This window comes from Ruegeria sp. G2 (genome assembly GCF_056533505.1).
Genome location: NZ_JBQFON010000003.1, coordinates 359,939 through 383,588 on the forward strand (window position 1 = coordinate 359,939; position 23,650 = coordinate 383,588).

Annotated in this window: 22 protein-coding genes and 1 pseudogene; 19 read left to right on the forward strand and 4 right to left on the reverse strand. The window is 56.4% G+C overall.

The window, feature by feature from the left end; all coding sequences use genetic code 11:
* Positions 1-198 precede the first annotated feature (198 nt).
* From ACR0DU_RS08830 to ACR0DU_RS08910, 17 genes are all read left to right on the forward strand, one after another.
* Positions 199-1,245 carry a Hint domain-containing protein gene (locus tag ACR0DU_RS08830; protein ID WP_480873723.1) on the forward strand — a complete coding sequence of 349 codons (1,047 nt, stop codon included), beginning with the start codon at positions 199-201 and terminating at the stop codon, positions 1,243-1,245.
* 170 nt (positions 1,246-1,415) lie between these two features.
* A complete protein-coding gene (gene ftsW / locus ACR0DU_RS08835; protein WP_170476957.1) occupies positions 1,416-2,579 on the forward strand; it encodes a putative lipid II flippase FtsW in 1,164 nt (387 codons plus the stop codon).
* Entirely contained in the window at positions 2,579-3,670 is a 1,092-nt protein-coding gene (locus tag ACR0DU_RS08840; protein WP_480873725.1) for a UDP-N-acetylglucosamine--N-acetylmuramyl-(pentapeptide) pyrophosphoryl-undecaprenol N-acetylglucosamine transferase, read from the forward strand. Before ftsW ends, ACR0DU_RS08840 begins: the two co-directional genes overlap by 1 nt.
* Positions 3,667-5,073 (forward strand): UDP-N-acetylmuramate--L-alanine ligase, encoded by a 1,407-nt coding sequence (murC, locus tag ACR0DU_RS08845; RefSeq protein WP_010442586.1) that lies wholly within the window; start codon positions 3,667-3,669, stop codon positions 5,071-5,073. Before ACR0DU_RS08840 ends, murC begins: the two co-directional genes overlap by 4 nt.
* Positions 5,074-5,077: 4 nt before the next feature.
* Positions 5,078-5,326, forward strand: coding sequence for a DUF2484 family protein (locus ACR0DU_RS08850; RefSeq protein ID WP_010442585.1), 249 nt, complete (start codon positions 5,078-5,080; stop codon positions 5,324-5,326).
* Positions 5,323-5,589: a DUF2484 family protein gene (locus tag ACR0DU_RS08855; RefSeq protein ID WP_480873728.1), complete on the forward strand. Its 267-nt coding sequence runs from the start codon at positions 5,323-5,325 to the stop codon at positions 5,587-5,589. Before ACR0DU_RS08850 ends, ACR0DU_RS08855 begins: the two co-directional genes overlap by 4 nt.
* 22 nt (positions 5,590-5,611) lie before the next feature.
* Positions 5,612-5,905 (forward strand): hypothetical protein, encoded by a 294-nt coding sequence (locus tag ACR0DU_RS08860; protein ID WP_480873731.1) that lies wholly within the window; start codon positions 5,612-5,614, stop codon positions 5,903-5,905.
* Positions 5,902-6,825 carry a UDP-N-acetylmuramate dehydrogenase gene (gene murB, locus ACR0DU_RS08865; protein WP_480873734.1) on the forward strand — a complete coding sequence of 308 codons (924 nt, stop codon included), beginning with the start codon at positions 5,902-5,904 and terminating at the stop codon, positions 6,823-6,825. Before ACR0DU_RS08860 ends, murB begins: the two co-directional genes overlap by 4 nt.
* Before the next feature lie 111 nt (positions 6,826-6,936).
* Positions 6,937-7,854: a D-alanine--D-alanine ligase gene (locus tag ACR0DU_RS08870; RefSeq protein WP_480873737.1), complete on the forward strand. Its 918-nt coding sequence runs from the start codon at positions 6,937-6,939 to the stop codon at positions 7,852-7,854.
* Positions 7,842-8,846, forward strand: a complete 1,005-nt coding sequence (locus tag ACR0DU_RS08875; RefSeq protein ID WP_319546747.1) for a cell division protein FtsQ/DivIB — start codon at positions 7,842-7,844, stop codon at positions 8,844-8,846. Before ACR0DU_RS08870 ends, ACR0DU_RS08875 begins: the two co-directional genes overlap by 13 nt.
* Positions 8,847-8,854: 8 nt before the next feature.
* Positions 8,855-10,189 (forward strand): cell division protein FtsA, encoded by a 1,335-nt coding sequence (gene ftsA, locus ACR0DU_RS08880; protein ID WP_010442579.1) that lies wholly within the window; start codon positions 8,855-8,857, stop codon positions 10,187-10,189.
* A complete protein-coding gene (locus tag ACR0DU_RS08885; protein ID WP_480717460.1) occupies positions 10,176-10,595 on the forward strand; it encodes a hypothetical protein in 420 nt (139 codons plus the stop codon). The genes ftsA and ACR0DU_RS08885 overlap by 14 nt, the downstream gene beginning before the upstream one ends.
* 348 nt (positions 10,596-10,943) lie before the next feature.
* On the forward strand, positions 10,944-12,545 hold the full coding sequence (ftsZ, locus tag ACR0DU_RS08890) for a cell division protein FtsZ (RefSeq protein ID WP_480873739.1): 1,602 nt from the start codon (positions 10,944-10,946) through the stop codon (positions 12,543-12,545).
* 214 nt (positions 12,546-12,759) lie between these two features.
* Complete coding sequence (gene lpxC / locus ACR0DU_RS08895; RefSeq protein ID WP_480873740.1) at positions 12,760-13,680, forward strand: UDP-3-O-acyl-N-acetylglucosamine deacetylase; 921 nt, start codon at positions 12,760-12,762, stop codon at positions 13,678-13,680.
* A gap of 126 nt (positions 13,681-13,806) precedes the next feature.
* Positions 13,807-14,667: an outer membrane protein assembly factor BamD gene (locus tag ACR0DU_RS08900; RefSeq protein WP_480873742.1), complete on the forward strand. Its 861-nt coding sequence runs from the start codon at positions 13,807-13,809 to the stop codon at positions 14,665-14,667.
* Between the two features lie 35 nt (positions 14,668-14,702).
* A complete protein-coding gene (gene recN / locus ACR0DU_RS08905; protein WP_480873744.1) occupies positions 14,703-16,352 on the forward strand; it encodes a DNA repair protein RecN in 1,650 nt (549 codons plus the stop codon).
* A gap of 104 nt (positions 16,353-16,456) precedes the next feature.
* Positions 16,457-18,142, forward strand: a complete 1,686-nt coding sequence (locus ACR0DU_RS08910; protein WP_480873747.1) for a chloride channel protein — start codon at positions 16,457-16,459, stop codon at positions 18,140-18,142.
* Here ACR0DU_RS08910 and ACR0DU_RS08915 read toward each other — a convergent pair whose 3' ends face one another.
* Positions 18,143-19,513, reverse strand: a complete 1,371-nt coding sequence (locus ACR0DU_RS08915) for a DUF3179 domain-containing protein (protein WP_480873750.1) — start codon at positions 19,511-19,513, stop codon at positions 18,143-18,145.
* 315 nt (positions 19,514-19,828) lie between these two features.
* Between ACR0DU_RS08915 and speB the strand changes: the two genes are divergently transcribed.
* Positions 19,829-20,800, forward strand: a complete 972-nt coding sequence (gene speB, locus ACR0DU_RS08920; RefSeq protein WP_480873752.1) for an agmatinase — start codon at positions 19,829-19,831, stop codon at positions 20,798-20,800.
* A 207-nt stretch (positions 20,801-21,007) separates the two neighbouring features.
* Here the strand turns inward: speB and ACR0DU_RS08925 are convergent, their stop codons facing one another.
* The 3 genes from ACR0DU_RS08925 to ACR0DU_RS08935 form a co-directional block, all read right to left on the reverse strand.
* Entirely contained in the window at positions 21,008-21,580 is a 573-nt protein-coding gene (locus tag ACR0DU_RS08925) for a hypothetical protein (protein WP_480873754.1), read from the reverse strand.
* Positions 21,581-21,625: 45 nt separating this feature from the next.
* On the reverse strand, positions 21,626-21,907 hold the full coding sequence (locus ACR0DU_RS08930) for a hypothetical protein (protein WP_480873757.1): 282 nt from the start codon (positions 21,905-21,907) through the stop codon (positions 21,626-21,628).
* A gap of 138 nt (positions 21,908-22,045) precedes the next feature.
* The gene (locus ACR0DU_RS08935; RefSeq protein WP_480873759.1) at positions 22,046-22,567 is read right to left on the reverse strand and encodes a glutathione peroxidase; all 522 of its coding nucleotides are present in this window, start codon (positions 22,565-22,567) and stop codon (positions 22,046-22,048) included.
* A 559-nt stretch (positions 22,568-23,126) separates the two neighbouring features.
* On the opposite strand from ACR0DU_RS08935, the pseudogene ACR0DU_RS08940 reads away from it, so the two are divergent.
* A pseudogene (locus tag ACR0DU_RS08940) lies at positions 23,127-23,623 on the forward strand (lactoylglutathione lyase family protein).
* The last annotated feature ends 27 nt before the right edge of the window (positions 23,624-23,650 follow it).

A 23,650-nucleotide genomic window follows, 5' to 3' on the forward strand; every position in this document is an offset into this window, starting at 1 on the left:
GGACCACGCGCGTTGAAGTGAGGCGGATTGAACTTGTTCTACAAGCCTCATGGTCCAGTATTGGAGCAGTGCGCACGCGCCACAGGGGTGAAATATCCCGTGAGCTCAGCTTGACCCATCGTAGACCAGGCTCTAGCAAAAAATGGCACATATACTGGATATGTGCGTGTGTTTTGAAATGTTGTGGAGTTACGCCCGATGCCGACGAATATCTATGGTGCGTTCCGCAGCAACACCACGTTGTCCGACGCAGGCGCTTCAACAACCGTAGTGGGCTCAACTTTCCAGATTTTTGCATATGATCAAATCACCGTCGAAGATGGTGCCGACGGTACGATTTACAGCGGTGACAGCAATTCCAACGAAGTCTCAAACGATCCGACGCAGACTTATAACGGCGAGATCATATTCTGGGATTTTACGGTTACGGTGACAGATGGGACCAACACCTACCAGATCGGCCTGTTTGACTATGATATCAACGGCGATGGTGACTCGATCGGAGTTGACAGCGAAGACGGATATTTCATGGCATTTATCGGTGGGTCTATTCCGCCGTTAAATACGACGCTGACGATCACGGCGATTGTCGATAATGGACCCAGCATTGATGTAGATACCGTTGTACCATGTTTCACTTCGGGGACTAAGATCGATACCCCGTCTGGCCCGAGACCGGTTGAAACCCTCGAAGCAGGTGATTTTGTTCTGACACTCGATAATGGACCTCAGGCCATCCGTTGGATCGGAAGGCGCACTCTGGACAGTATTGACCTGAATATTAAACCCAAGTTGCGCCCCGTCAGAATTGCCAAGGGTGCGTTGGGCGAAGGTCTGCCCGAACGCACATTACGCGTTTCTCCGCAACATCGGATGCTGCTGCGCTCAGCCATTGCTGGACGCATGTTTTCCAGTCACGAGATCCTGGTTCCAGCGATCAAACTTTTGGGGCTGCCGGGGGTTTCGGTGGATCAGGAGGCGCAGAGCGTAACATATGTTCACTTCCTTTTTGACAGGCACGAGGTGGTCTTCGCAGAAGGCGCACCATCGGAAAGCCTGTTAACCGGGCCCGAAGCACTAAAAAGCGTTGGGAAAGACGCCCTGGCGGAAATCACCGAGTTGTTTCCCGAAATTGTCGCCAAAGACTACGAGCCTCAGGTGGCACGCCTCGTGCCGCAACAGGGTCGGAAAATGCAATCTCTGATCCAGCGTCACGTGAAAAACGACAAGCCGTTGTTGTCCTGACAGATGGTCCCAGCGTGCGGTGCTGGCTTTGACAATGATGTCGTCATGTCGGGAAAAGTGTTTTGAAAATCTATTCCGTCATTCCTCTGGTCTGAAAACAAAAATCACTGTAGACTCCCGAACAGATCCCGAAAACGGGACGTTGACGAGGCAGATAGTGGCGGTATCTCATGACTGAGATGGTGTATGGCGCGGTCCAGGACCAGCGCGGAGAACCGATTCTACCGAAGTGGTGGCGGACGATTGACCGCTGGACGATGTCCTGCGTTTTGATCCTGTTTGTCATAGGGCTTCTGCTTGGGCTGGCTTCTTCGCCGCCGCTCGCGGGGCGCAACGGATTTGATCCCTTCCACTATGTCGAGCGGCAGGCGCTGTTTGGAGGGCTCGCGCTGGTTGCGATGCTTCTGACCTCGATGATGTCACCCACGCTGGTGCGGCGTCTGGCGATCTTGGGCTTTCTTGTCTCGTTCGTGGCGCTGGCATTTCTGCCGATCTTCGGCACGGATTTTGGCAAAGGCGCAGTGCGCTGGTATTCGCTGGGCTTTGCCTCGCTGCAACCATCAGAATTTCTCAAGCCCGGATTTGTCGTCGTGGCAGCGTGGCTGTTGGCTGCTTCGCAGGAAATCAATGGGCCTCCGGGGCGGTTATGGTCATTCGCGCTGTGTATGGCGATTGTTGCGATGCTGGTGATGCAACCCGATTTCGGTCAGGCCTGCCTGATCCTCTTTGGTTGGGGGGTAATGTATTTCGTGGCGGGCGCTCCGATGCTGCTGTTGGTTGGCATGGCGGGGGCCGTGGTTTTGGGTGGAATGTTCGCCTATTCCAACTCAGAGCACTTTGCGCGCCGTATTGACGGTTTTCTAAATCAGGAACTCGACCCGACCACGCAGCTTGGTTACGCGACGAACGCAATCCGCGAGGGTGGATTGTTCGGCGTTGGCGTGGGCGAGGGGCAGGTGAAATGGTCGCTGCCTGACGCGCATACTGATTTCATCATCGCAGTGGCGGCAGAGGAGTATGGTCTGATCCTCGTTCTGATCATCATCGCACTCTATTCGTTGATCGTCGTGCGTTCGCTGCTGCGACTGATGCGCGAACGCGACATGTTCATTCGCCTGGCGGGTACCGGGCTGGCCTGCATGTTCGGTGTACAGGCGATGATCAACATGGGCGTTGCTGTACGTCTGTTGCCTGCAAAAGGCATGACGTTGCCTTTCGTAAGCTATGGTGGCTCGTCGCTGATCGCAGGCGGCATCGCGGTCGGCATGTTGCTGGCCTTCACCCGAACCCGCCCGCAAGGCGAGTTGGGTGATATTTTGCGCGGGCGAGGATGATGCCGTATCTTCTGATCGCAGCAGGTGGCACCGGAGGACACATGTTCCCGGCGCAGGCACTGGCAGAGGCGATGCTGGCCAAAGGCTGGCGTGTGCGCTTGTCCACCGATCCGCGAGGCGCGCGCTATACCGGTGCGTTCCCCGAAGGTGTTGAAATTGTCGAGGCATCCTCGGCAACCTTTGCCCGCGGTGGTCTGGCCGCCAAAGTGCTGGTCGGGCCCAAGATTGCTGCTGGTGTGACCGGTATGGCGGCGCAGATGATGCGCGACAAGCCGGACGTTGTGGTGGGATTTGGAGGCTATCCGTCGATCCCGGCGTTGGGCGCGGCAACGCTGTTGAAAATCCCGCGTATGATCCATGAACAGAACGGCGTTCTGGGTCGTGTGAATAAAGTGTTTGCAACTCGGGTTGCGCAGGTGGCCTGCGGTGTCTGGCCCACCGATCTGCCGGACGGGGCCAACGGTATCCACACCGGCAACCCGGTGCGCGGCGCGGTACTGGAACGTGAAGGAGCGCCCTTTATTCCGCCCGGAGATTACCCGATGTCGGTGCTTGTGATGGGTGGCTCGCAGGGTGCGCGTATTCTCAGCGATGTGGTCCCCGGTGCGATTGCGGCGTTGCCCGAAGTCGTGCGCGACCATATTCGCGTCTCGCATCAAGCCCGGGACGAGGATGGCGAGCGGGTCAAAGCCTTTTACTCCGATCACGGCATCCGCGCCGATGTGCAGCCATTTTTTGACGATGTGCCGCGTCGCATGTCTGATGCGCAGCTGGTTGTCAGCCGCTCGGGTGCCTCCAGTATCGCCGACATTTCGGTGATTGGCCGTCCGTCGATATTGATCCCGCTTGCTACCGCCGCTGGTGACCACCAAACCGCCAATGCGCGCGGGTTGGTTCAGGCGGGTGGGGCGATCATGATCCCCGAAAACGCCCTTGACGTTCCCGCGCTGACAGAGCAGATGACCACGGTTCTCACCAACCCCGAAGCCGCACAGCAAATGGCCCATGCCGCGCTATCGGTCGGGGCTCCGGACGCAACCGAGCGTCTGGTCGCCCTTGTCGAGCAACTGGCGCAGAAGGAGACCTCATGAATCCAGCAACCAAACTGCCGCAGGACGTTGGACCGATCCATTTCGTGGGTATCGGCGGGATCGGGATGTCAGGCATCGCCGAGGTGCTTTTGAACCTTGGCTACCAGGTACAAGGTTCGGATCTGAAAACCTCGAAGATTACTGACCGACTGGCTGGGCTCGGCGCTGAGATTTTCGAAGGCCAGCGTGCCGAGAACCTGCAGAACGCCGCCGTGGTCGTGGTCTCGACCGCGATCAAACCGGGGAACCCGGAACTGGACGAGGCACGCGCGCAGGGCCTGCCCGTCGTCCGTCGCGCCGATATGCTGGCCGAGCTTATGCGCCTGCGTTCGAACATCGCCATCGCCGGAACCCACGGAAAAACCACCACGACCACGATGATGGCGGAACTGATGGTCGCGGGCGATTTCGATCCCACCGTCATCAATGGCGGCATCATCCACGCCTATGGCTCGAATGCACGGATGGGGCAGGGTGAATGGATGGTGGTTGAGGCGGATGAGAGCGATGGCTCGTTCAATCGCCTGCCTGCAACCATCGCCATCGTCACCAATATCGACCCGGAGCATATGGAGCACTGGGGCGATTTCGACCAACTGCGCGATGGATTTTACGAATTCGTCTCGAACCTGCCGTTCTACGGTCTGGCCGTGTGCTGCACGGATCATGCCGAGGTGCAGGCTCTGGTCGGCCGCATCTCGGACCGTCGTGTGCGCACCTATGGTTTCAACGCACAGGCCGATGTACGGGCCGAGAACCTGACCTATAAAGGTGGCGTTGCCCATTTCGACATCCATTTGCGCTACGAAGACAAGGTGATCGAAGGCTGCACCCTGCCTATGCCCGGCGATCATAACGTATCGAATGCTCTGTCCGCAGTGGCTGTTGCCCGTCATCTGGGGATGAAAGCTTCGGAAATTCGCGACGCGCTGGCCAATTTCGGTGGCGTTAACCGCCGCTTCACCAAGGTCGGAGAAATCAACGGCGTCACCATCATCGACGATTATGGCCACCACCCTGTTGAAATCGCAGCTGTCCTCAAGGCTGCGCGCCAAGCTACCGAGGGCCGCGTCATCGCCGTCCACCAGCCGCACCGCTATTCGCGATTGTCTGATCTGTTTGATGATTTTTGCACCTGCTTCAACGATGCCGATGTGGTCGCCATCGCCGAGGTCTTTGCGGCAGGCGAAGACCCGATCGAAGGGGCCGACCGTGACGCACTGGTCGAAGGGCTGATCCGTCATGGCCACCGCCATGCGCGGGCCATTCTGGATGAAAGTGACCTCGTGCGGCTCGTCCGCGAACAGGCCCGACCGGGGGATATGGTTGTATGCCTCGGTGCCGGGACCATCAGCGCCTGGGCCAATGGGTTGCCTGACCAATTGATTGCGAAGGCGAGTTAGGCTCGTGTCGCTTTCGCTCATCATCGCCTGCGCCTGGGTTTTTGCCTCAACCATCGTCGCAATGCTACCGATGCGTCTGCAGTTCCCGCCGGGCGTAGTGCTATTTGGCAGTGCGCCGTTCCTAATCCTATGGTTGGGATATGACTATGGCTGGTTTATCGGTGTGATGGCCATTGCCGGTTTCGCTTCGATGTACCGCAACCCGATCCGCTACTACTTGCGTAAATGGACAGGTAAAGAGGTATCGGAATGAGTTGGTCGCTTGCGCTTGCCGGTCTTTGGGGCGTTGTTGCCAATATATTGGCAATGCTTCCAAGCAAAGACAATCACTGGAAACGGGCATATTTCTTGATCGCCGTAGGAATTCCAATTCTTGGTTATGTCACCTATGAAAGCGGTCCCTGGATCGGGCTTGTGGTGCTGGCTGCGGGTATGTCGATCTTGCGCTGGCCGGTGATATACCTGACCCGTTGGACAAAGGCGAAATTGCAGGGCATGAAGGCGGTTAACAAGTAACCGACCATATCAGGAGGCCCCCATGGTCGACATTGCCACCTTTGCTTATCTGCCATTGATCTCTCTCATCTTCGGCGCCGTATCTGGTTTTGTTGCCGGACGCTGGATCGGTATGAAAGCGCTGCTTTGGCTGATCGGTTTGACTTCGGCTGTGGCATTGGTGCTGATCGTGATGTTGGCTGGTGTTGAAGCAGGCGAAGAGGAAAATGCATTTGGCCCATTTGTTTGGCTCACAGGTGGTGTCCTACCTTTCCTGTTTGCCGTCATCATGGGGGGCGTCGGCGGACGCAGCCTGTCAGCTAGGACAAATGCATGACCCATCTACCCGTGGTCCGAGGTCGCCTGACCGAGGCGCGTGCGCTCAATGATTTGACTTGGCTTCGCGTTGGTGGACCTGCTGATTATTTGTTTCAGCCCGCTGATATCGAAGACCTGCAGGCCTTTTTGCGCGACCTGCCCGCGGACGTTCCGGTTTTTCCCATGGGTGTCGGATCAAACATAATTGTACGGGATGGCGGCCTGCGGGCCGTGGTGATCCGTTTGGGGCGCGGGTTCAATGGTATCTCAGTCGACGGAAATACCGTTACAGCAGGCGCGGCGGCACTGGATGCGCATGTGGCGCGCAAGGCAGCGGATGCAGGCGTTGACCTGACATTTCTGCGCACGATCCCCGGCTCTATCGGCGGGGCGGTGCGCATGAACGCGGGTTGCTATGGCAGCTACACGGCGGATGTGTTGCAAAAAGCCACCATCGTCACACAGCAGGGCGAACTTGTCGAACTCAGCCCCGATGACCTCAACTTCCGCTACCGTCAATCTGATCTGCCCGAAGGTGCGGTGCTGGTTTCAGCCACCTTCCAAGCCCCCTCGGGCGATCCGGCAGAGCTGCACGCCCGCATGGAAGCGCAGCTTAAGAAGCGCGACGAAACGCAGCCAACCAAGGACAGAAGCGCTGGTTCGACCTTCCGCAACCCGGCTGGGTTTTCTTCGACCGGGCGCGAAGATGATGTGCACGACCTCAAGGCGTGGAAGGTGATCGACAACGCGGGCATGCGCGGCGCTACCAAAGGCGGCGCGCAAATGAGCCCCAAGCACTCGAATTTCCTGATCAATACCGGTGACGCGACTGCCGCTGACCTCGAGGGACTGGGCGAAGAGGTCAGAAAAAAGGTTTACGAAACAAGCGGCATCACGCTAGAGTGGGAAATCATGCGGGTCGGTGATCCGCTGAAATAATATAGCCCCAACCGTCAGACCAAAACAGGCAAATTCAGGCGACGGATCAAAGGCATAAACGCAATACGGACCACTACATAAGGTCCGGGGACATTGAGGCGCACATTGGGTATGTCGAGCAGGACAAACCCCAAAGTGGCGGTATTGATGGGCGGCCCCTCGGCGGAACGCGAGGTGTCTCTCAGCTCTGGGCGCGAATGCGCAGCCGCCCTTGTGGGAGAAGGCTTTGAAGTGGTCGAACTGGACGCGGGTCCCGACCTATACGCGCGCCTTCTGGAGATCAAGCCAGATGTGGTTTTCAACGCCCTACATGGCCGCTGGGGCGAGGATGGCTGTGTGCAGGGTCTACTGGAATGGATGCGCATTCCCTACACGCATTCCGGCGTGCTGGCCTCGGCTTTGGCGATGGACAAACAGCGCAGTAAAGAGGTTTATCGGGCCGAGGGTCTGCCTGTCGTGCCCAGCGTGATCGTGCCCAAGGTTGAAGTGGTCGAAGTCCACGTGATGGAACCACCCTATGTGGCCAAGCCCAACAACGAAGGTTCTAGCGTCGGCATTTATATCGTGCACGAAAATGCCAACGGCCCGCCGCAACTGGACGCGGCGATGCCCGATCAGGTGATGGTTGAGAAATACGTTGCAGGTCGTGAACTGACCGTGACGGTGATGGGCGACCGCGCCTTGACGGTAACCGAAATCATGACCGATGGTGGTTGGTACGACTATGACGCCAAGTACAAACCCGGCGGCTCGTGGCACGTGTTGCCCGCCGACATCCCGCAGGATATCTTTGACCGCTGCATGGACTACGCGCTGAAAGCCCATAATACACTGGGTTGTCGCGGCGTATCCCGTACCGATTATCGCTGGGATGACAGCATGGGTGCGGATGGCCTGTTCCTGCTGGAGACAAATACGCAGCCCGGCATGACGCCAACCTCGCTGGTGCCCGAACAAGCCGCGCATCTGGGCATGACATTCGGCGAGCTTTGCGCCTGGATGGTGGAGGACGCCTCATGCGACCGCTGACCGCTACCCGCACGCCAGTGATCCACCGGACCAAACCGCTGGCGGGGCCAGATGCGGATTTTGGTGCTGCTCCAAAGTCGGAATCCGAAGTTGAACCTAAACTGCGCTTGCGAGGCACCCGATTCTTTGGTCGCGGACGCTTGTCTGATCCTGCGCCTTCACGCCTCAGCTACCGTTTTCAGCGCTGGATGCTCACCCCCGGCATCCGGCGCGGGGTGAAGATTGGTCTACCGGTTCTGGCGGTCGTCGGATTGGTCGGAGGCTTCTTTGCCGCTGAAGAACGCCGCGAGGCCGTCAGCGCCTATGTCACCGGCATCAAGACCTCGATTCAGGAACGTCCGGAATTCATGGTCAACCTGATGGCCATCGACGGCGCGGGGACCGCGCTATCGGAAGATATCCGCGAGGTTGTGCCTCTCGATTTCCCGCTCAGTTCCTGGGACCTGGATGTCGAGATGATCCGCGACACCATCACTGGGCTTGATCCGGTGAAATCGGCAACCGTGCGCATTCGCCCCGGCGGTATCTTACAGGTGGATGTAGTTGAACGTCAGCCGGTCATCGTCTGGAGAACCCGTGACGGGATTGAGCTACTGGATGAAACCGGTGCCCACGTGGATATGATTGCGGCGCGTGCTGATCACGCAAACTTGCCTTTGATTGCCGGGAAAGGCGCGGACAAGCATGTGCCCGAAGCGCTGCAGATTCTGACAACCGCCCGCAGTTTGGGCGAGCGGGTCCGGGGGCTCGTGCGTGTTGGTGAACGCCGCTGGGATCTGGTGTTGGATCGCAACCAGCGCATCATGTTGCCAACCGAGCGACCCGCGCGTGCACTGGAACGCGTACTGGCCGTAAACGAGGTACAGGACCTTTTGGAACGCGACGTGGCTGCGGTTGATATGCGCCTTGGCCAGCGACCAACCATCCGAATGAACAAAACAGCCAGCGAAGACTGGTGGAACACAAAAGTAGATGTGAGTAACGGGCAGTAACGACCATGATGACCGATCTTTATCAGTCCCAACGGGCCATGCGGCAGATGCGCCGGCAGGCAATGCAACGCGGTGTTGTCGCCATTTTGGATGTGGGCAGCTCCAAAATCGCCTGCCTCGTCCTGCGCTTCGACGGGACGGGGCGGTTGTCCGAGGACAATTCGATTGGCTCCATGGCGGGTCAGACCGGGTTTCGGGTGATTGGTGCCGCGACCACTCGCTCACGCGGGGTTCAGTTCGGCGAAGTTACCGCGATGCAGGAGACCGAGCGCGCCATCCGCACCGCCCTGCAGGCAGCGCAGAAAATGGCCGATATCCGTGTTGATCACGTCATCGCGTCCTTCTCAGGGGCCAATCCGCGCTCATACGGTCTGGACGCACAGGTCGATCTGGAAGGCCAGCTGGTCACCGAGGCCGAAGTGGGGCGCGTGCTGAACGCCTGTGATGTGCCGGATTATGGCGAAGGACGCGAAGTGTTGCATGCCCAGCCGGTGAATTTCGCACTGGACAACCGTTCGGGTCTGATCGACCCGCGTGGACAGTTAGGTCAAAGCCTTGCAGTGGATATGCACATGCTGACCGTCGATGCGGTTGCGATCCAGAACATCGTCCGCTGTATCAAGCGCTGCGATCTGGAACTGGCGGGGATCGCTAACTCAGCCTACGTTTCGGGCATTTCCGCCTTGGTCGAGGACGAACAAGAGCTGGGTGCAGCCTGTATCGACATGGGCGGCGGTACGACCAGCATCTCAATCTTCATGAAAAAACATATGATCTATGCCGATTGCGTGCGCATGGGCGGCGATCACGTGACCAGCGATATCTCCATGGGCCTTGGAGTGCCCGCAGCAGTGGCTGAACGGATCAAGACCTTTAACGGCGGCGTCCATGCCACCGGGGCTGATGATCGTGACCTGATCGATATTGGCGGCGATACCGGTGATTGGGAGCATGACCGTCGCACCGTCAGCCGTGCCGAATTAATCGGCATTATGCGACCACGCGTCGAAGAAATCCTCGAAGAAGTCCGCACCCGCTTGGATGCAGCAGGATTTGATCACCTGCCCAGCCAGCAAATCGTTCTGACTGGCGGTGGCAGCCAGATCATGGGACTCGACGGTTTGGCCAGTCGTATTCTGGGCCAGCGTGTTCGCTTGGGTCGCCCGCTGCGCGTCCATGGTTTGCCGCAATCGGCGACGGGGCCGGGCTTTTCCTCGGCGGTTGGGCTTAGCCTGTTTGCTGCGCATCCACAGGACGAATGGTGGGACTTTGAAATCCCGGTTGACACCTACGCTGCGCGCCCGTTCAAACGTGCTGTGCGCTGGTTCCGTGACAATTGGTAAACAACTGCGCCGGGTGGCGCTCTGCGCGGCGTTCTTACCCACCGTCGCAGAGACCCAGACACTGATCACGCCTGAGGCGTTTCTGAACGCTGTTGTTGGTAAAACGATCACCTTTCACGAAATCCGCAGCGGTATGCTGGTCGGAACCGAAGAGTTCCTGAGCCCGACTCTCTCTGTCTGGCGGATGGAGGGGCGGGGATGCGTTTATGGTCAGATCACCACGCCAAACGGCCAGATTTGCTTTCTCTATGATGATGCGCCCGATGGCGTACCAGTTTGCTGGTGGCCCTTCCTTCATGATGACCGGCTGTTGGTGCGTCTCGCGCGTTTTGTAGGGAGCGAAACGCAAGAAGTCCGAAGTGTTACAGACGACAGTCTAAACTGCCCAAGTACTCCAGTAGGCTAAAGAAATCGGTTGCAGCCCGTGCCAGAATCCCGCAAGATATCCACAAGGCCCGAAAGAGGCCTAGCGGCAGGACGTTGAGCAGTTTTCCGCGACCATATTGAATGATCAACGAGTTTCGCACCCCCGTAGGGCGGGTGTGGTTTTCCGTACGTAGTGGTACATGAACCATTCGCCGCAACATATCGCGGTTGCAGCGAAATGCGGCAGTTTGTTGCCTTATTTCCTCCATATTTTGTGGAATCTGGCGATTTTTCTGGTGACGTTTCCGAAATGACACAGTAAAATCAATTGTGGATAGGTCAGAATAAACCGCATTTTGCGGCAACATATAAAACAGGCGGACAGAGCATGACATTAAATCTTTCGATGCCCGGGCACGACGAACTCAAGCCTCGGATTACCGTATTTGGCGTTGGCGGCGCTGGGGGCAATGCTGTCGACAATATGATTGAAAAGCAGTTGGACGGCGTCGAATTTGTCGTCGCCAATACAGACGCGCAGGCGTTGCAGCAAAGCCGCTCATCAGCGCGGGTGCAACTAGGCGTCAAAGTCACAGAAGGGCTAGGTGCGGGGGCACGCCCGACCGTAGGAGCCGCGGCTGCCGAAGAAAGCATCGAACAGATCGTTGACCACCTGGCAGGGGCACATATGTGCTTTATCACTGCAGGTATGGGCGGCGGGACTGGTACCGGGGCGGCCCCGATCATCGCACAGGCTGCGCGGGAACTCGGTGTTCTGACCGTTGGTGTTGTAACCAAACCCTTCCAGTTTGAAGGGGCCAAGCGGATGCGTCAGGCCGAAGACGGCGTTGACGCATTGCAGCAAGTTGTCGACACACTGATCATCATCCCGAACCAGAACCTGTTCCGTCTGGCCAATGAAAAGACCACGTTCACTGAAGCGTTCTCGATGGCGGATGACGTTCTGTATCAGGGCGTCAAGGGCGTGACCGACCTGATGGTGCGTCCGGGTCTGATCAACCTCGACTTTGCCGACGTCCGCGCTGTGATGGATGAGATGGGCAAGGCGATGATGGGCACCGGCGAAGCGACTGGCGAAGATCGCGCCATTCAGGCCGCCGAGAAGGCCATTGCCAACCCGCTGCTGGACGAAATCAGCCTCAAGGGCGCGAAGGGCGTTCTGATCAACATCACTGGTTCGCACGACCTGACCCTGTTCGAATTGGACGAGGCCGCCAACCGCATCCGCGAGGAAGTGGATCCTGAGGCCAACATCATCGTCGGTTCGACCCTCGATACCGAGATGGAAGGTGGCATGCGCGTGTCTGTTGTTGCGACGGGTATCGATGCCAGCGAAAAAACCGATGACGTGCCAGTCGCACGCCGTTCGATGTCAGCTCCTCTGACCCGCACGGTTTCAGCGGAAGAGCAGCCGCAGGAGCCGGTTGCCGGCGCCCCGACAGCAGAAGAGGACAACATTGCTCCGACGCTGTTTGAATCCATCGAAGACGTTGAGTTCAATGAGGGCTGGCAAGACGAACAACCCGCGGCTGAACAGGATGATGACGGGCTGCCTCCGCCAGCCTATCAGCCACAAGTGGCACAATTCGAGCCGCAGCCAGAAGTGGAAGAAACCCCCGAGGCTTACGTCGATCAGCGTGCTCCGACCCCCGGCACTCCGTCGCCCGAAGCGATGCAGCGATTGCAGGCAGCCGTACAGAAGGTACCGCATAACCGGCTACGTCCAACGGCTGAGGCCCCTCGTGAACCTGCCCCACAGCCGCAGCAGGCAGCCGAGGATCGTCCGCGTTTTGGATTTAACCGACTGATCGATCGTATGACTGGTCACGCGGCTGATACGCCTGCGCAACCGGTGCGCCAACAGCCTGCTATGCGGTCGGTTGACGCCACGGCACCTGCGCAGGATGAAGTTGATCCAGACCAGGAGCGTATCGAAATTCCGGCCTTCCTGCGGCGTCAAGCCAACTGATCGCGGTAACAAAATCGTTTCAAAGGGCCGCAAACATGCGGCCCTTTTCTATTGAAACACAAGGTATTAAACCCATGTAAGCAGGGATTTGCCGATGTGTCACAATCATGTTTCATTCGGTTGCAAAGAGTGAGTTGAGCCTTGACGCCCCCTTCCTTAGTTGAGGGTGCAACACAGCCCCTGGCAGGCTGGACACAATTCACCGAGGCTCACATTGCAACATACGCTCAAATCTTCAGTCACGTTTACGGGCACTGGGCTGCATAGCGGCAAGCCTGCGACGATGGTTCTGAAGCCTGCGGCCGCAGGTCATGGAATCTGGTTCAAACGGATTGATATCGAGCTGGGCAATGCAATGATTCCCGCGATCTACGATGTCGTCGAACGTACGCCGCTTTGCACCCGTCTCGTGAACGAAGCGGATGTTTCGGTGTCGACCGTGGAGCATATCATGGCGGCACTCGCCGGGTGCGGCATACATAACGCTCTGATCGAGATTGACGGCCCCGAGGTTCCGATCATGGATGGCTCGTCCGTCGAGTTTGTTCGCGGGATTATGGCTAAAGGTGTGCGTCGTCAGGCGAGCCCTGTGCTGGCCTACGAAGTTCTCAAACCGATCACCGTTTCGCGTGAGGGCGCAAGCGCGTCGATCGTTCCTGCCGACGGGCTTGAGATCGAATTCCACATTGATTTTGAAGATCACGCTATTGGCAGTCAGACCAAAGTTCTGGATATGCGCAACGGATCCTTTGCGAGAGAATTGTGCGACAGCCGCACCTTCTGCCGCCGTACGGATGTTGAGGCGATGCGCGAGAACGGTCTGGCGTTGGGTGGAACGCTGGAAAACGCGGTCGTTGTGCAAGGTGATGAAGTTCTGACGCCGGGTGGTTTCCGCCACGCCGATGAGGCCGTGCGTCACAAGATGCTGGATGCATTGGGTGATCTTTATCTGGCAGGCGGTCCGATCCTGGGTCGCTTTACCGGTGAAAAGTCGGGTCATTCTATGACCAACACGCTGCTGCGCAAGCTGTTCGAGACACCTGGTGCGGTGCGCCCGATCCTATGCACGCCTGAACAAACCGCACGCTTGCCGGGTCAGGGTCTGGTGCGGAGTGAAATTCCACAAGTTGCGTGACCCGGTCAACTCTGGCGACATTTGCGTCAATAGAGTGGATAAGGCGTTTTGCACTTGAATTATATGTGCTAGACCGAGGTCCGATCAGGGATAAATCCCGCTAAGTTAACGACAAGGATGGGCGGAATGGTTGGCACCAAAGCGGCAGTCAGATTCGCAGCGGCGATTCTTCTGGCAGCATCTTTGACGGCGTGCGGGGACGGAGGCCTTTTCAGCAAAAAGGGCGCTGACCGCAACCAGAACCTCGAAGGTTTCACACCAGAGCAGATTTATACCCGTGGTGAATATGAGCTGTCTCAGAACCGTTCTGACGACGCCGCGTGGTATTTCTCTGAGGTCGAGCGGCTTTATCCTTATTCCGACTGGGCCAAGCGAGCTCTGATCATGCAGGCGTTTTCCTTTCATTCGGATCAAAACTACGAAGAAAGCCGCGCCGCTGCACAGCGATACATCGATTTTTATCCAACCGACGAAGATGCGGCGTATGCGCAATATCTTCTGGCGCTCAGCTACTATGACCAGATCGATGAGGTCGGTCGCGATCAGGGCCTGACCTTTCAGGCGCTGCAGGCCTTGCGTACGGTGATCGAAGTCTACCCTGATAGCGAATATGCCACTTCTGCCGTTCTCAAGTTTGATTTGGCCTTTGACCATTTGGCCGGAAAAGAAATGGAGATCGGGCGCTATTACCTGCGTCAGGACCACTTTACTGCGGCCATCAACCGATTCCGTGTTGTGGTGGAAGACTTCCAAACCACCTCGCACACTGCTGAGGCGCTGTATCGTCTGATCGAGGCCTACTTGGCACTGGGTCTGATAGATGAAGCGCAATCCGCCGGTGCAATTCTGGGTTACAACTATCAATCCTCTGAATGGTACGATGCAGGTTACACACTGTTGACCTCACGCGGGCTGGATCTGAAGAGCCGAGGCAATAACTGGCTCAGCACGATCTATCGCCAGACCATCAAAGGTGAGTGGTTGTAAACGCGATGGCTAAAGGCGTGGGACGCTAAGACCCGATGCTGCGCGCCCTTGATATCCGCGACATGCTGATCATCGACCGGTTGGAGCTGACGTTCCAGCCGGGCTTGAACGCTTTGACCGGTGAAACCGGGGCAGGCAAGTCGATCCTCCTAGACTCTTTGGGTTTTGTATTGGGTTGGCGCGGGCGGGCTGAACTGGTCCGTCAAGGCGCTGTACAAGGCGAGGTTGTCGCTGAGTTCGAGTTACCTGAAGGCCATCCTGCCCATGCCGTGTTGGCAGACGCCGGTTTGCCTGGGGGCGAGGAATTGATCCTGCGTCGGGTCAATACCGCTGAGGGACGTAAGACTGCTTGGGTCAACGATCGTCGTTGCTCGGGTGAGGTGTTGCGGGCTTTGTCAGAAACTCTGATCGAGTTGCATGGCCAACATGATGACCGGGGCTTGCTGAATCCGCGTGGCCATCGCGCAATGCTGGATGCGTATGCAGAGGCAGAGGACAAACTAGCCGCTGTTCGCTCCGCCTGGGGTCAAATGTCCACTGCTCGAAAAGTGTTGGCTCAGACCGAAGCTTCGCTGACCTCCATGCGCGCGGAGGAAGAGTTCTTGCGTCATTCCGTGGCTGAGTTGGACAAGCTAGATCCGCAGCCGGGTGAAGATGCCGACCTCGACGCTCGCCGCCGTATGATGCAGGGGGCCGAGCGCATCCGCGATGACGTAGCCCGCGCTTTTGCGTTGATGGGCGGAGATGGGGCCGAAGGCGCCATGGCCGACGCAGTGCGCTGGCTGGAAGGTGTCTCGGACCATGCGGAGGGGCAGTTAGAAGAACCCATCGCTGCGCTTGGCCGTGCCCTAATCGAATTGGGTGAGGCGCAGGATGGTGTGAATTCCTGCCTGCAAGTGCTTGAGTTTAACCCCTCGGAGCTGGAGCAGATCGAAGAGCGTCTCTTTGCGATCCGCGCGTTGGCCCGAAAACACGATGTGGCACCAGACGAATTGGGTCCCTTCGCTGATACGCTGCGCGACCGTCTAAACCGGTTAGACGCCAGCGATGCAGATATCAGCGATAAGCGCGCTGCCGTTGCCGCTGCACAGGCGACTTATGACAAGGCAGCTGAAGCTCTTAGTTCTTTAAGGCAATCTGCAGCCAGAGCGCTCGACAAAGCGGTCATGGAGGAACTTGCGCCGTTGAAAATGGAACGAGCGGTTTTCCAGACCGAGATTGGGTCAGGCGATCCAGGTCCCGAGGGCACCGATGCAGTAGCCTTTACCGTCGCCACGAATCCCGGCGCGCCCTCAGGGCCACTTAATAAGATCGCTTCGGGCGGGGAACTCAGCCGCTTTCTGCTGGCACTCAAGGTTTGCCTGACCGGCGAGGATAGTGCCCGCACAATTATCTTTGATGAGATTGACCGGGGCGTTGGCGGAGCCACCGCTGATGCGGTCGGGCGGCGTCTGGCGTCGCTGGCACAAGGTGGGCAGGTGCTGGTGGTGACGCATTCGCCGCAGGTCGCTGCCCGCGCAGCACATCATTGGCGGGTACAGAAGCAGGTGGCAGGGGATCAGACCTTGTCAACCGTGACCCCATTGTCCGATCCTGATCGCATTGATGAGATTGCGCGCATGGTCGCGGGTGACACAATTACGGCTGAGGCGCGCGCTGCAGCCCGTGCCCTGCTTGAGGCTTAACGCGCCACGACTGTAAACAAACCACCGTGAACCGACTTTTCTCTGCGCTCCACGTCGCTTACTAAAGGTCAGCGACCATTCTTACGCGATCCCCATGAGGGCCAATGACCCAGTCCACCCGCACTGTGCTGCGTAATCAATTCAATCAGGCGCTGTCGGCCCTGAGAGATGCTTGGCGCGTGATGCTCCATCGTGGTCCCAGCCAGATACAATTCTGGTTTATCGCGCTGATCATCGGGATCGCTGCTGGTTTCATGGCGCTGGGGTTCCGCATGTCCATCTCGTCGCTGCAAGCCTATCTCTATAGCACTGACAACATTCTTTTCCTTCATAGCCATGCTGAGAAACTGCACTGGTTCTGGATATTCATTACACCCGTCATAGGCGGATTGGTTGTCGGGGTTCTATTAAACCGATTTACAGATGATGGACGGGTACGTTCGGTCGCGGATGTGATTGAGGGATCGGCCATAACTGATGGGCGCGTCGAGAAAAAGGCCGGTATCGCATCGTTCATTGCCTCGTTGATCACGCTAAGCTCGGGTGGCTCGACGGGCCGAGAGGGGCCGGTCGTGCATATGGCAGGGGTTATTTCGACCTGGGTTAGCGACCGCATTCGCGCAGATGGGATCACCGGGCGTGATCTTTTAGGCTGTGCTGTGGCTGCCGCTGTCTCAGCCAGCTTTAATGCCCCAATTGCAGGAGCGCTGTTCGCGCTTGAAGTTGTGCTGCGCCATTTCGCCGTGCATGCCTTTGCCCCTATCGTTATCGCATCGGTCGCAGGTACAGTGATCAACCGTCTGGCATATGGCGACGTGACCGAGTTTACGTTGGACACGCCCGGTTCGCTGCAGTTTTATGTCGAATTGCCTGCCTTTCTGATCCTCGGACTGATCTGTGGGTTGGTATCGTTGCTGCTGATGCGCTCGATTTTTTTTGCTGAAGATATCGGCACACACATCCAAAATCGATTATCGCTACCAGGCTGGCTGCGCCCGGCAGTGTCTGGTGCGATGCTGGGTCTATTGGCGATCTGGTTCCCCCATATCATCGGCGTGGGTTATGAAACGACAATACGCGCCCTGACAGGTGACATAGTGCTAACTGCGGCAATTGTGTTGGCCGTTGTGAAAACAGTTGCAGTTGCCATCACCATGGGCGGGCGCATGGGGGGTGGAGTCTTTTCCCCTTCACTGATGATCGGGGCGCTGACCGGGTTGGCTTTTGGTCTGATCGCCACCGGCCTGCTACCCGACGTGTCGGGAACTCATACGCTTTATGCCTTTGCCGGGATGGGTGCCGTTGCTGCAGCGGTTTTGGGTGCTCCGATCTCGACAACGCTTATCGTCTTTGAATTGACCGGAGATTGGCAGATCGGCCTCGCCGTGATGGTTTCGGTCTCGATGTCCACAGCGCTGGCCTCGCGTCTGGTGGATCGGTCGTTCTTCCTGACACAGCTGGAACGTCGCAATGTGCATCTGGCCGCCGGGCCTCAGGCCTATTTGCTGGCCATGCTGCGGGCGGGCACCGTGATGCGACCGCTTGGTGGCACCCGCTCAATAACGAAAGAAGAAGCGCAGGCGCTGATCGAACAAGGGCTTTGCGTCAAGGCCAGCGCCACGCTCGAGGCTGCCATGCCCTATTTTGATCGCGACGACATCGCCTGTATCCCGGTTGTCATAGTCGACGAAGAGGGGTGTGAGGATCCCGTCGGAGCGCTCTATCACGTCGACGCACTCAAGGCGTATAACCGCGCACTGGCCGCGACAGCGGCCGAAGAACACTCCTGATCAACCATCATAAACGCTAGCTGCATCACCCAGATAGTTATCCCAGGCAAACCAGTAGGAAATATGCCCGGCCACCCGCGGCAATTGCGTGCCATTCGGGGCGACCAGCGCCTCTTCGGTGACGGTCCATTTGGTACCTGCTTCGTCGAGCAGCCCGCCGTTCGGTGTTGCACGGAACTGATGCGGACCACGTTCGTACGCGCGCACGCTGCGTTTGTCTGGATCGCCCATCAGCATCAGGTTCCGCCCGCCGATGGCATCATTGATGACCGGTTTGCCCTTAAACGCATCCAGAGGCCAGGCCCGCGCTGCGCCAAATTGGCGAACGGCAAACACATAGTCTTTTTGTCGATGCTTGGATTGATCGACCAGCGCAGGGAACATCAGATCAGGCGAGGCAAAATAGTCACGATACACGACACCGGATCCATAGTTGCGTCGATAACCAGTGTTCAGCGACAGAACCCGGGTATTGGGATGTGAAGCTTTCCAGCTATCCCAACGTGTAATCACCACCGGGCGCTGCCTAAGCTCGATCCCACTTTCTGCCAGCGGGCCTACAACAGGTTTGCCGGTATACTGATTCCAGAGTGAATGCGTTTCACGATCGAACATCAACTTATTTGAGCGATAAAGGAAACCGGATGAACCAAAGATCAAGGGTTTCCGTCGCCCTGCGACCTGCGTTTCAAACAAGATTCCCGAACCACAAAGTGTGCAGTAAGCCAGCGCAACCGGAACGTCACCGATTACATCATTGAACATCTCATGCCAGCCCATGATCCGCAGAGGATAAGCGCGCTCGTCTCCGTTGATCGAAACGCCAAAGACCAAATCATCGTCTTTCAGATAATCTGCCTGCGCTGCCGAAATCAGTTGGGGATTATCCAGTGACGGGATGCCATCCTTGACCACGCCGCCCCAGGAAATCTCTTCCAGTCGGATCTTCATTTTGTCGCGTTTCAGATACTCAGGTCGCAGAAACAGGTCAAAATTCTGATCAATTCCCAACAGAACTTCGCGTTTGAAGGGCGCGAGTGACGGGTGGGGAACAATCTGTGCGTTCCGTTCCTGCCATAGCATCCATTCGAACCAATCCGTGCCGTGGTTTTCCCCGGTCAAAGCTTCCATGACTTTGGCGATGTCGCGTACGCGACGTCCGCTGAACCGCATCGAAGTCAAAAGCGCAGGGACAACATCGGGGTTATCTCTCTCGGTCAGAAACTCCATACCGGCTTCGAATTCCGCATTATCTCCAAACACGGTTGAACGCACGGCCTCATATACAGGGTCTTCCTGTGCCCATAGCGTTGTGGGCAAGACCATCCCAGCGCTTAGAAGTCCCGCAAATCCTCGGCGAGTGATCGACATCGCATCCTCCGGTTTCGTTCGTGCCCATTCTGCCTGCAAACCTCTTCACATACACGAAACACCCGCGTGAGGCGTTCGTAACATCCCGAGTTAAAGAGGTCGGTTGTTGGTACTATGAAGCCAATTATTTCTTACGTGCCGCGACCTGACATTCGTAGCGACTTATTATTATGAACCCCCAATACGTAATTTGGATGTTGGCAGGTTTCGTTGGCTCGACATCGTGCGTTTCTCTGCACATGATGCTCGACAAAGCTCTGGGGATCGGATTTTTTCGATAACTGTTGCCGGGAAATACAAAAAGGAAAACACCCCATGCAGGATCATGGCTATGAATCTGGCAGATTGAATCTACCGTTTGTTGGTATTTCTACCTTCGCAAAATCTCCATACGTCGCGGATTGGAATGCTATCGATGCAGATGTTGCGATATTGGGGGCGCCGTTCGACTTCGGGACCCAGTGGCGGACCGGCGCGCGGTTTGGTCCGCGGGCCGTGCGCGAGGCCTCGACCCTGTTCAGTTTTGGTCATGCCGGTGCTTATGACCACGAGGATGACGCGACCTATTTGGATAGCTCGGTGCGGATGGTCGATCTTGGGGACGCAGATATCATCCACACCAAGACCGAAGAGAGCCATGCAAATATCGCTTATGGCGTTGGCAAAATCCTGCAGGCGAAGGCTATGCCCGTGACCATCGGCGGCGATCATTCGATCAACATCCCCTGCATCAACGCCTTTGCCCAGGATTGTGCTCAGAACGGGCCCATACATGTGGTTCAGATCGATGCCCACTTGGATTTCGTGGATGAACGTCATGGGGTCACTGCCGGACACGGCAACCCTATGCGGCGCGCGATTGAGAAAGACTATGTCTCGGGCATGACGCAGCTTGGTATTCGCAATGTATCCTCCACCGCGAAGGAGGGGTACGAGGACGCCCGTGCGCGTGGTTCGGACATCTTGTCGGTAAGGCAGGTTCGAAAACTGGGGGCCGAGGCTGTGTTGGCGCGCATTCCCGAAGGGGCACGGTACTATGTGACGATTGATATCGACGCTTTTTGCCCTTCGATAGCCTCAGGCACGGGTACGCCCAGCCATGGTGGGTTTCTATATTATGACGTGCTGGAGATTCTGCAGGGGCTGGCCAAGCGCGGAAACGTTGTCGGCGTCGATTTGGTCGAGGTTGCGCCTGCCTATGACCCAACCGAAAGCACCCAGATTCTGGCCGCGCAGTTGTTGCTGAACTTTCTTGGTTTCATCTTTCACGAACGCGCACAGCGATAGAGATTTGGGATGTCGCGCCCAACCTTTTGCATTTCGCGATGCACGTTTGGACAAAAACCTGCAATAGAGAGGCCAAATTGAACCGAGGCTTCCGAGATGTTAATGGAAACTCTGAATTGAACGTCGGTAGTGCGGACAAAACGGTGGTTCAGACTCAGCCGCGAGAAAACCTCCGCACACATATGGCAGACTGGCTCGATGCCGTGATCAGAACCTGACCCTAAACGCCAGCCCAACCAATGGTGCAGTGTCATACCTTTGCCGACTGATTTCTATTCCATTCGCATCATCTAAAGTCAGGCGGCCATCAAATTCTGCGCCCGCAAACACGCTCATTGAAACCCCAGGATTCGGATTGTACCCAAGAGAAATAACTACAGGGATACTCTTATCTTCACCCACCCCATCCGGGGCGAGGCCATCCCCATCCAACCTGAAACGAATTGTCTCTGATCGTGCGGTCAACGAAATGTCGATAGCCTCACTTAGACCGTAGCTTAGCGACAACCCGGGACCTTGCGTTGCTCCGACACCAGAGCCAGTGTTCAAATTCCAGCGGTCATTTATGCCCCAGTCGATAAGCAGAGCCGGAAAAAAATCTGCACCGCTTTCGTCAAATTCAGAAAACGCGCCAAAGGCCGGACCTATCGTCAGGCGCTCGTTCAGTTGCCATGCAATACCTGCAAAAACACCGTAGGTTCTACCGTCAGATGAGGAGGCCCCGCTTTGGTAGTCCCACCTGATCTGTGGCGAAACAAAAACCCTTGTTGTATCCCCCACACGAAACCGGACAGGAACAGCTACGCGAAGGTCCCGGATGTTTTCTCAAGGCTGGTTGTTAGATTGGCTGAAATTATAATCCAGCTTGCCAAAGCTTGTGGAAAGCCCAACGCTGCTTCCGCCTTTTAGATTGTAAAGTACGGTAGCACGTAGAAACGCTCGACTTGCAGAGAACTTGCCACCACCACTCAAATCCGCATCCCCTTGAAACGCGGCAAACCCATCAACCTGATACGCCCAGCCTAACCGAGGCTGGGCAGCCGACGGAAGCGAGGAGAACCCAAGAAAAACAAATCCAAAGCAGCACGTTAGAAGAAGATTTTTCATCTGACATTTTCCACGTGAGACTGGTTTCCTTTTGGGATGCCATTGCTGGACGAGCGGTTCAAGTCCTATACCCGCACAATCATCTGTGTGCTTGCGCTTTGTGACGAATGGGTAGTGTGATCCGGCTGGAGCGGTTTTTCATGGCAGGAGTTCCTCGATCTTGTTCGTAATGGACGCCGAAAGCGGATCAACGGTCGACCTGTAGGTTTCTACGACTGTGCCATCGGGACCGATCAAGACCTTGTTGAAATTCCACCTTGGCACGAATCCTTCCTCCTCTTTCAAGGACCGGAAGAAAGGGTGTGCGTCAGGGCCGGTTACGTGTGTTATCACGCTCATCGGCAAATCGATTCCGTATTGCAGTTCGCAGAAATCGCGCACTTCGTCGTTGGTGGCCAGTTCTTGCTTGAAGTCATCCGAAGGGACCGCGACAACAACCAATCCGCGGTTGCGATACCGATCATAAAGGTCTTGAAGCCCCCGGTATTGACGGGTGAACGCGCATTGGGATGCCGTATTGACAACTAGAACCGGTTGACCGTTCCAATCTGACAAAGACAAGGTTCCCCCGTCGATCGAGTCAAACTGCGCGTCAAGCTCAAGGGCGCGCGCTTGTTCGCCTAGCAATAGCAAGCCGCAAAGCACAATTATCCGCAACATTCTACACCTCCAGTTTCATATTTGGATACGGAAGAACAATGCGGACGGATTTCATTTTGTGGACATAGCGAGCGGGCCGCGCGCAACTCCGAGATAGAAATTGGGGATGTGCGAAAGCTCAATACAAGCCCATGATCAGAAATTATCTGGTTCCTCAGTGGCAATGTCAAAACGGCTTTTTCCGAATGTATTTGAAATCGGTCGTTGCTGAGACGCAGAAAATCATACCAGAACTTTGAATGCACTCGACATTTTGCGAAGCGCAATACCGTTTTTTGCACCGCTGCTCTTTGAACTTCCGCGCTGCGACGGGCTCCAAACGCGATAATGAAGAAGACGTTTTCTGCAGCCTAAACAACGCCTGCATTGCTGACTTGGCCGCTCTCAATGCCGGGCAAATATCTACCCGCGGATCAACGCTGAAGGGTCAATCAATTTGCGGGCAGTAGCTGTGAATTCGGCAATCACAATTTGACTTTTCCTTTGTTAGGCAGACTTCTACTTGCAGATCATTTTATTGAAACTGAACCTTGGTCCAAAACAGTTGAAAGGAACTACAATGTCGCACACACCTCGATCCTTTTCTCACATAGGGCTTTCTGTGCCAGACGTTGATGAAGCCGTAAAATTTTATTCCGAGGTATTTGGCTTCTACGTCATAATGCCGCCGACAGACGTTCTGGAGGATGATAGCGATATTGGTGTAATGTGCACGGATGTCTTTGGACCAGAATGGAAAAAACTGCGCATAGCTCACATGGCGATGCGGATCGCGTTGGGATTGAGATTTTCGAGTTCGATGGGAATTATGCGCCTGAAAACAACATAGACTACCGGCGCAATGGGACATTTCACTTTTGCATCCAAGATCCCGACGTGGAAGGTCTGGTGGAAAAAATCGTAGCGGCAGGGGGAAAGCAGCGGATGCCCATTCGTTACTATTATCCGGGCGATAAACCTTACCGGATGGTCTATGTTGAAGATCCATTCGGTATTGTGTTCGAACTATACAGCCATTCCTATGAATTGAGGTATTCGTCCGGTTCTTACAATTGAGAAACAATTCAATTTGAAGGCTGCTTT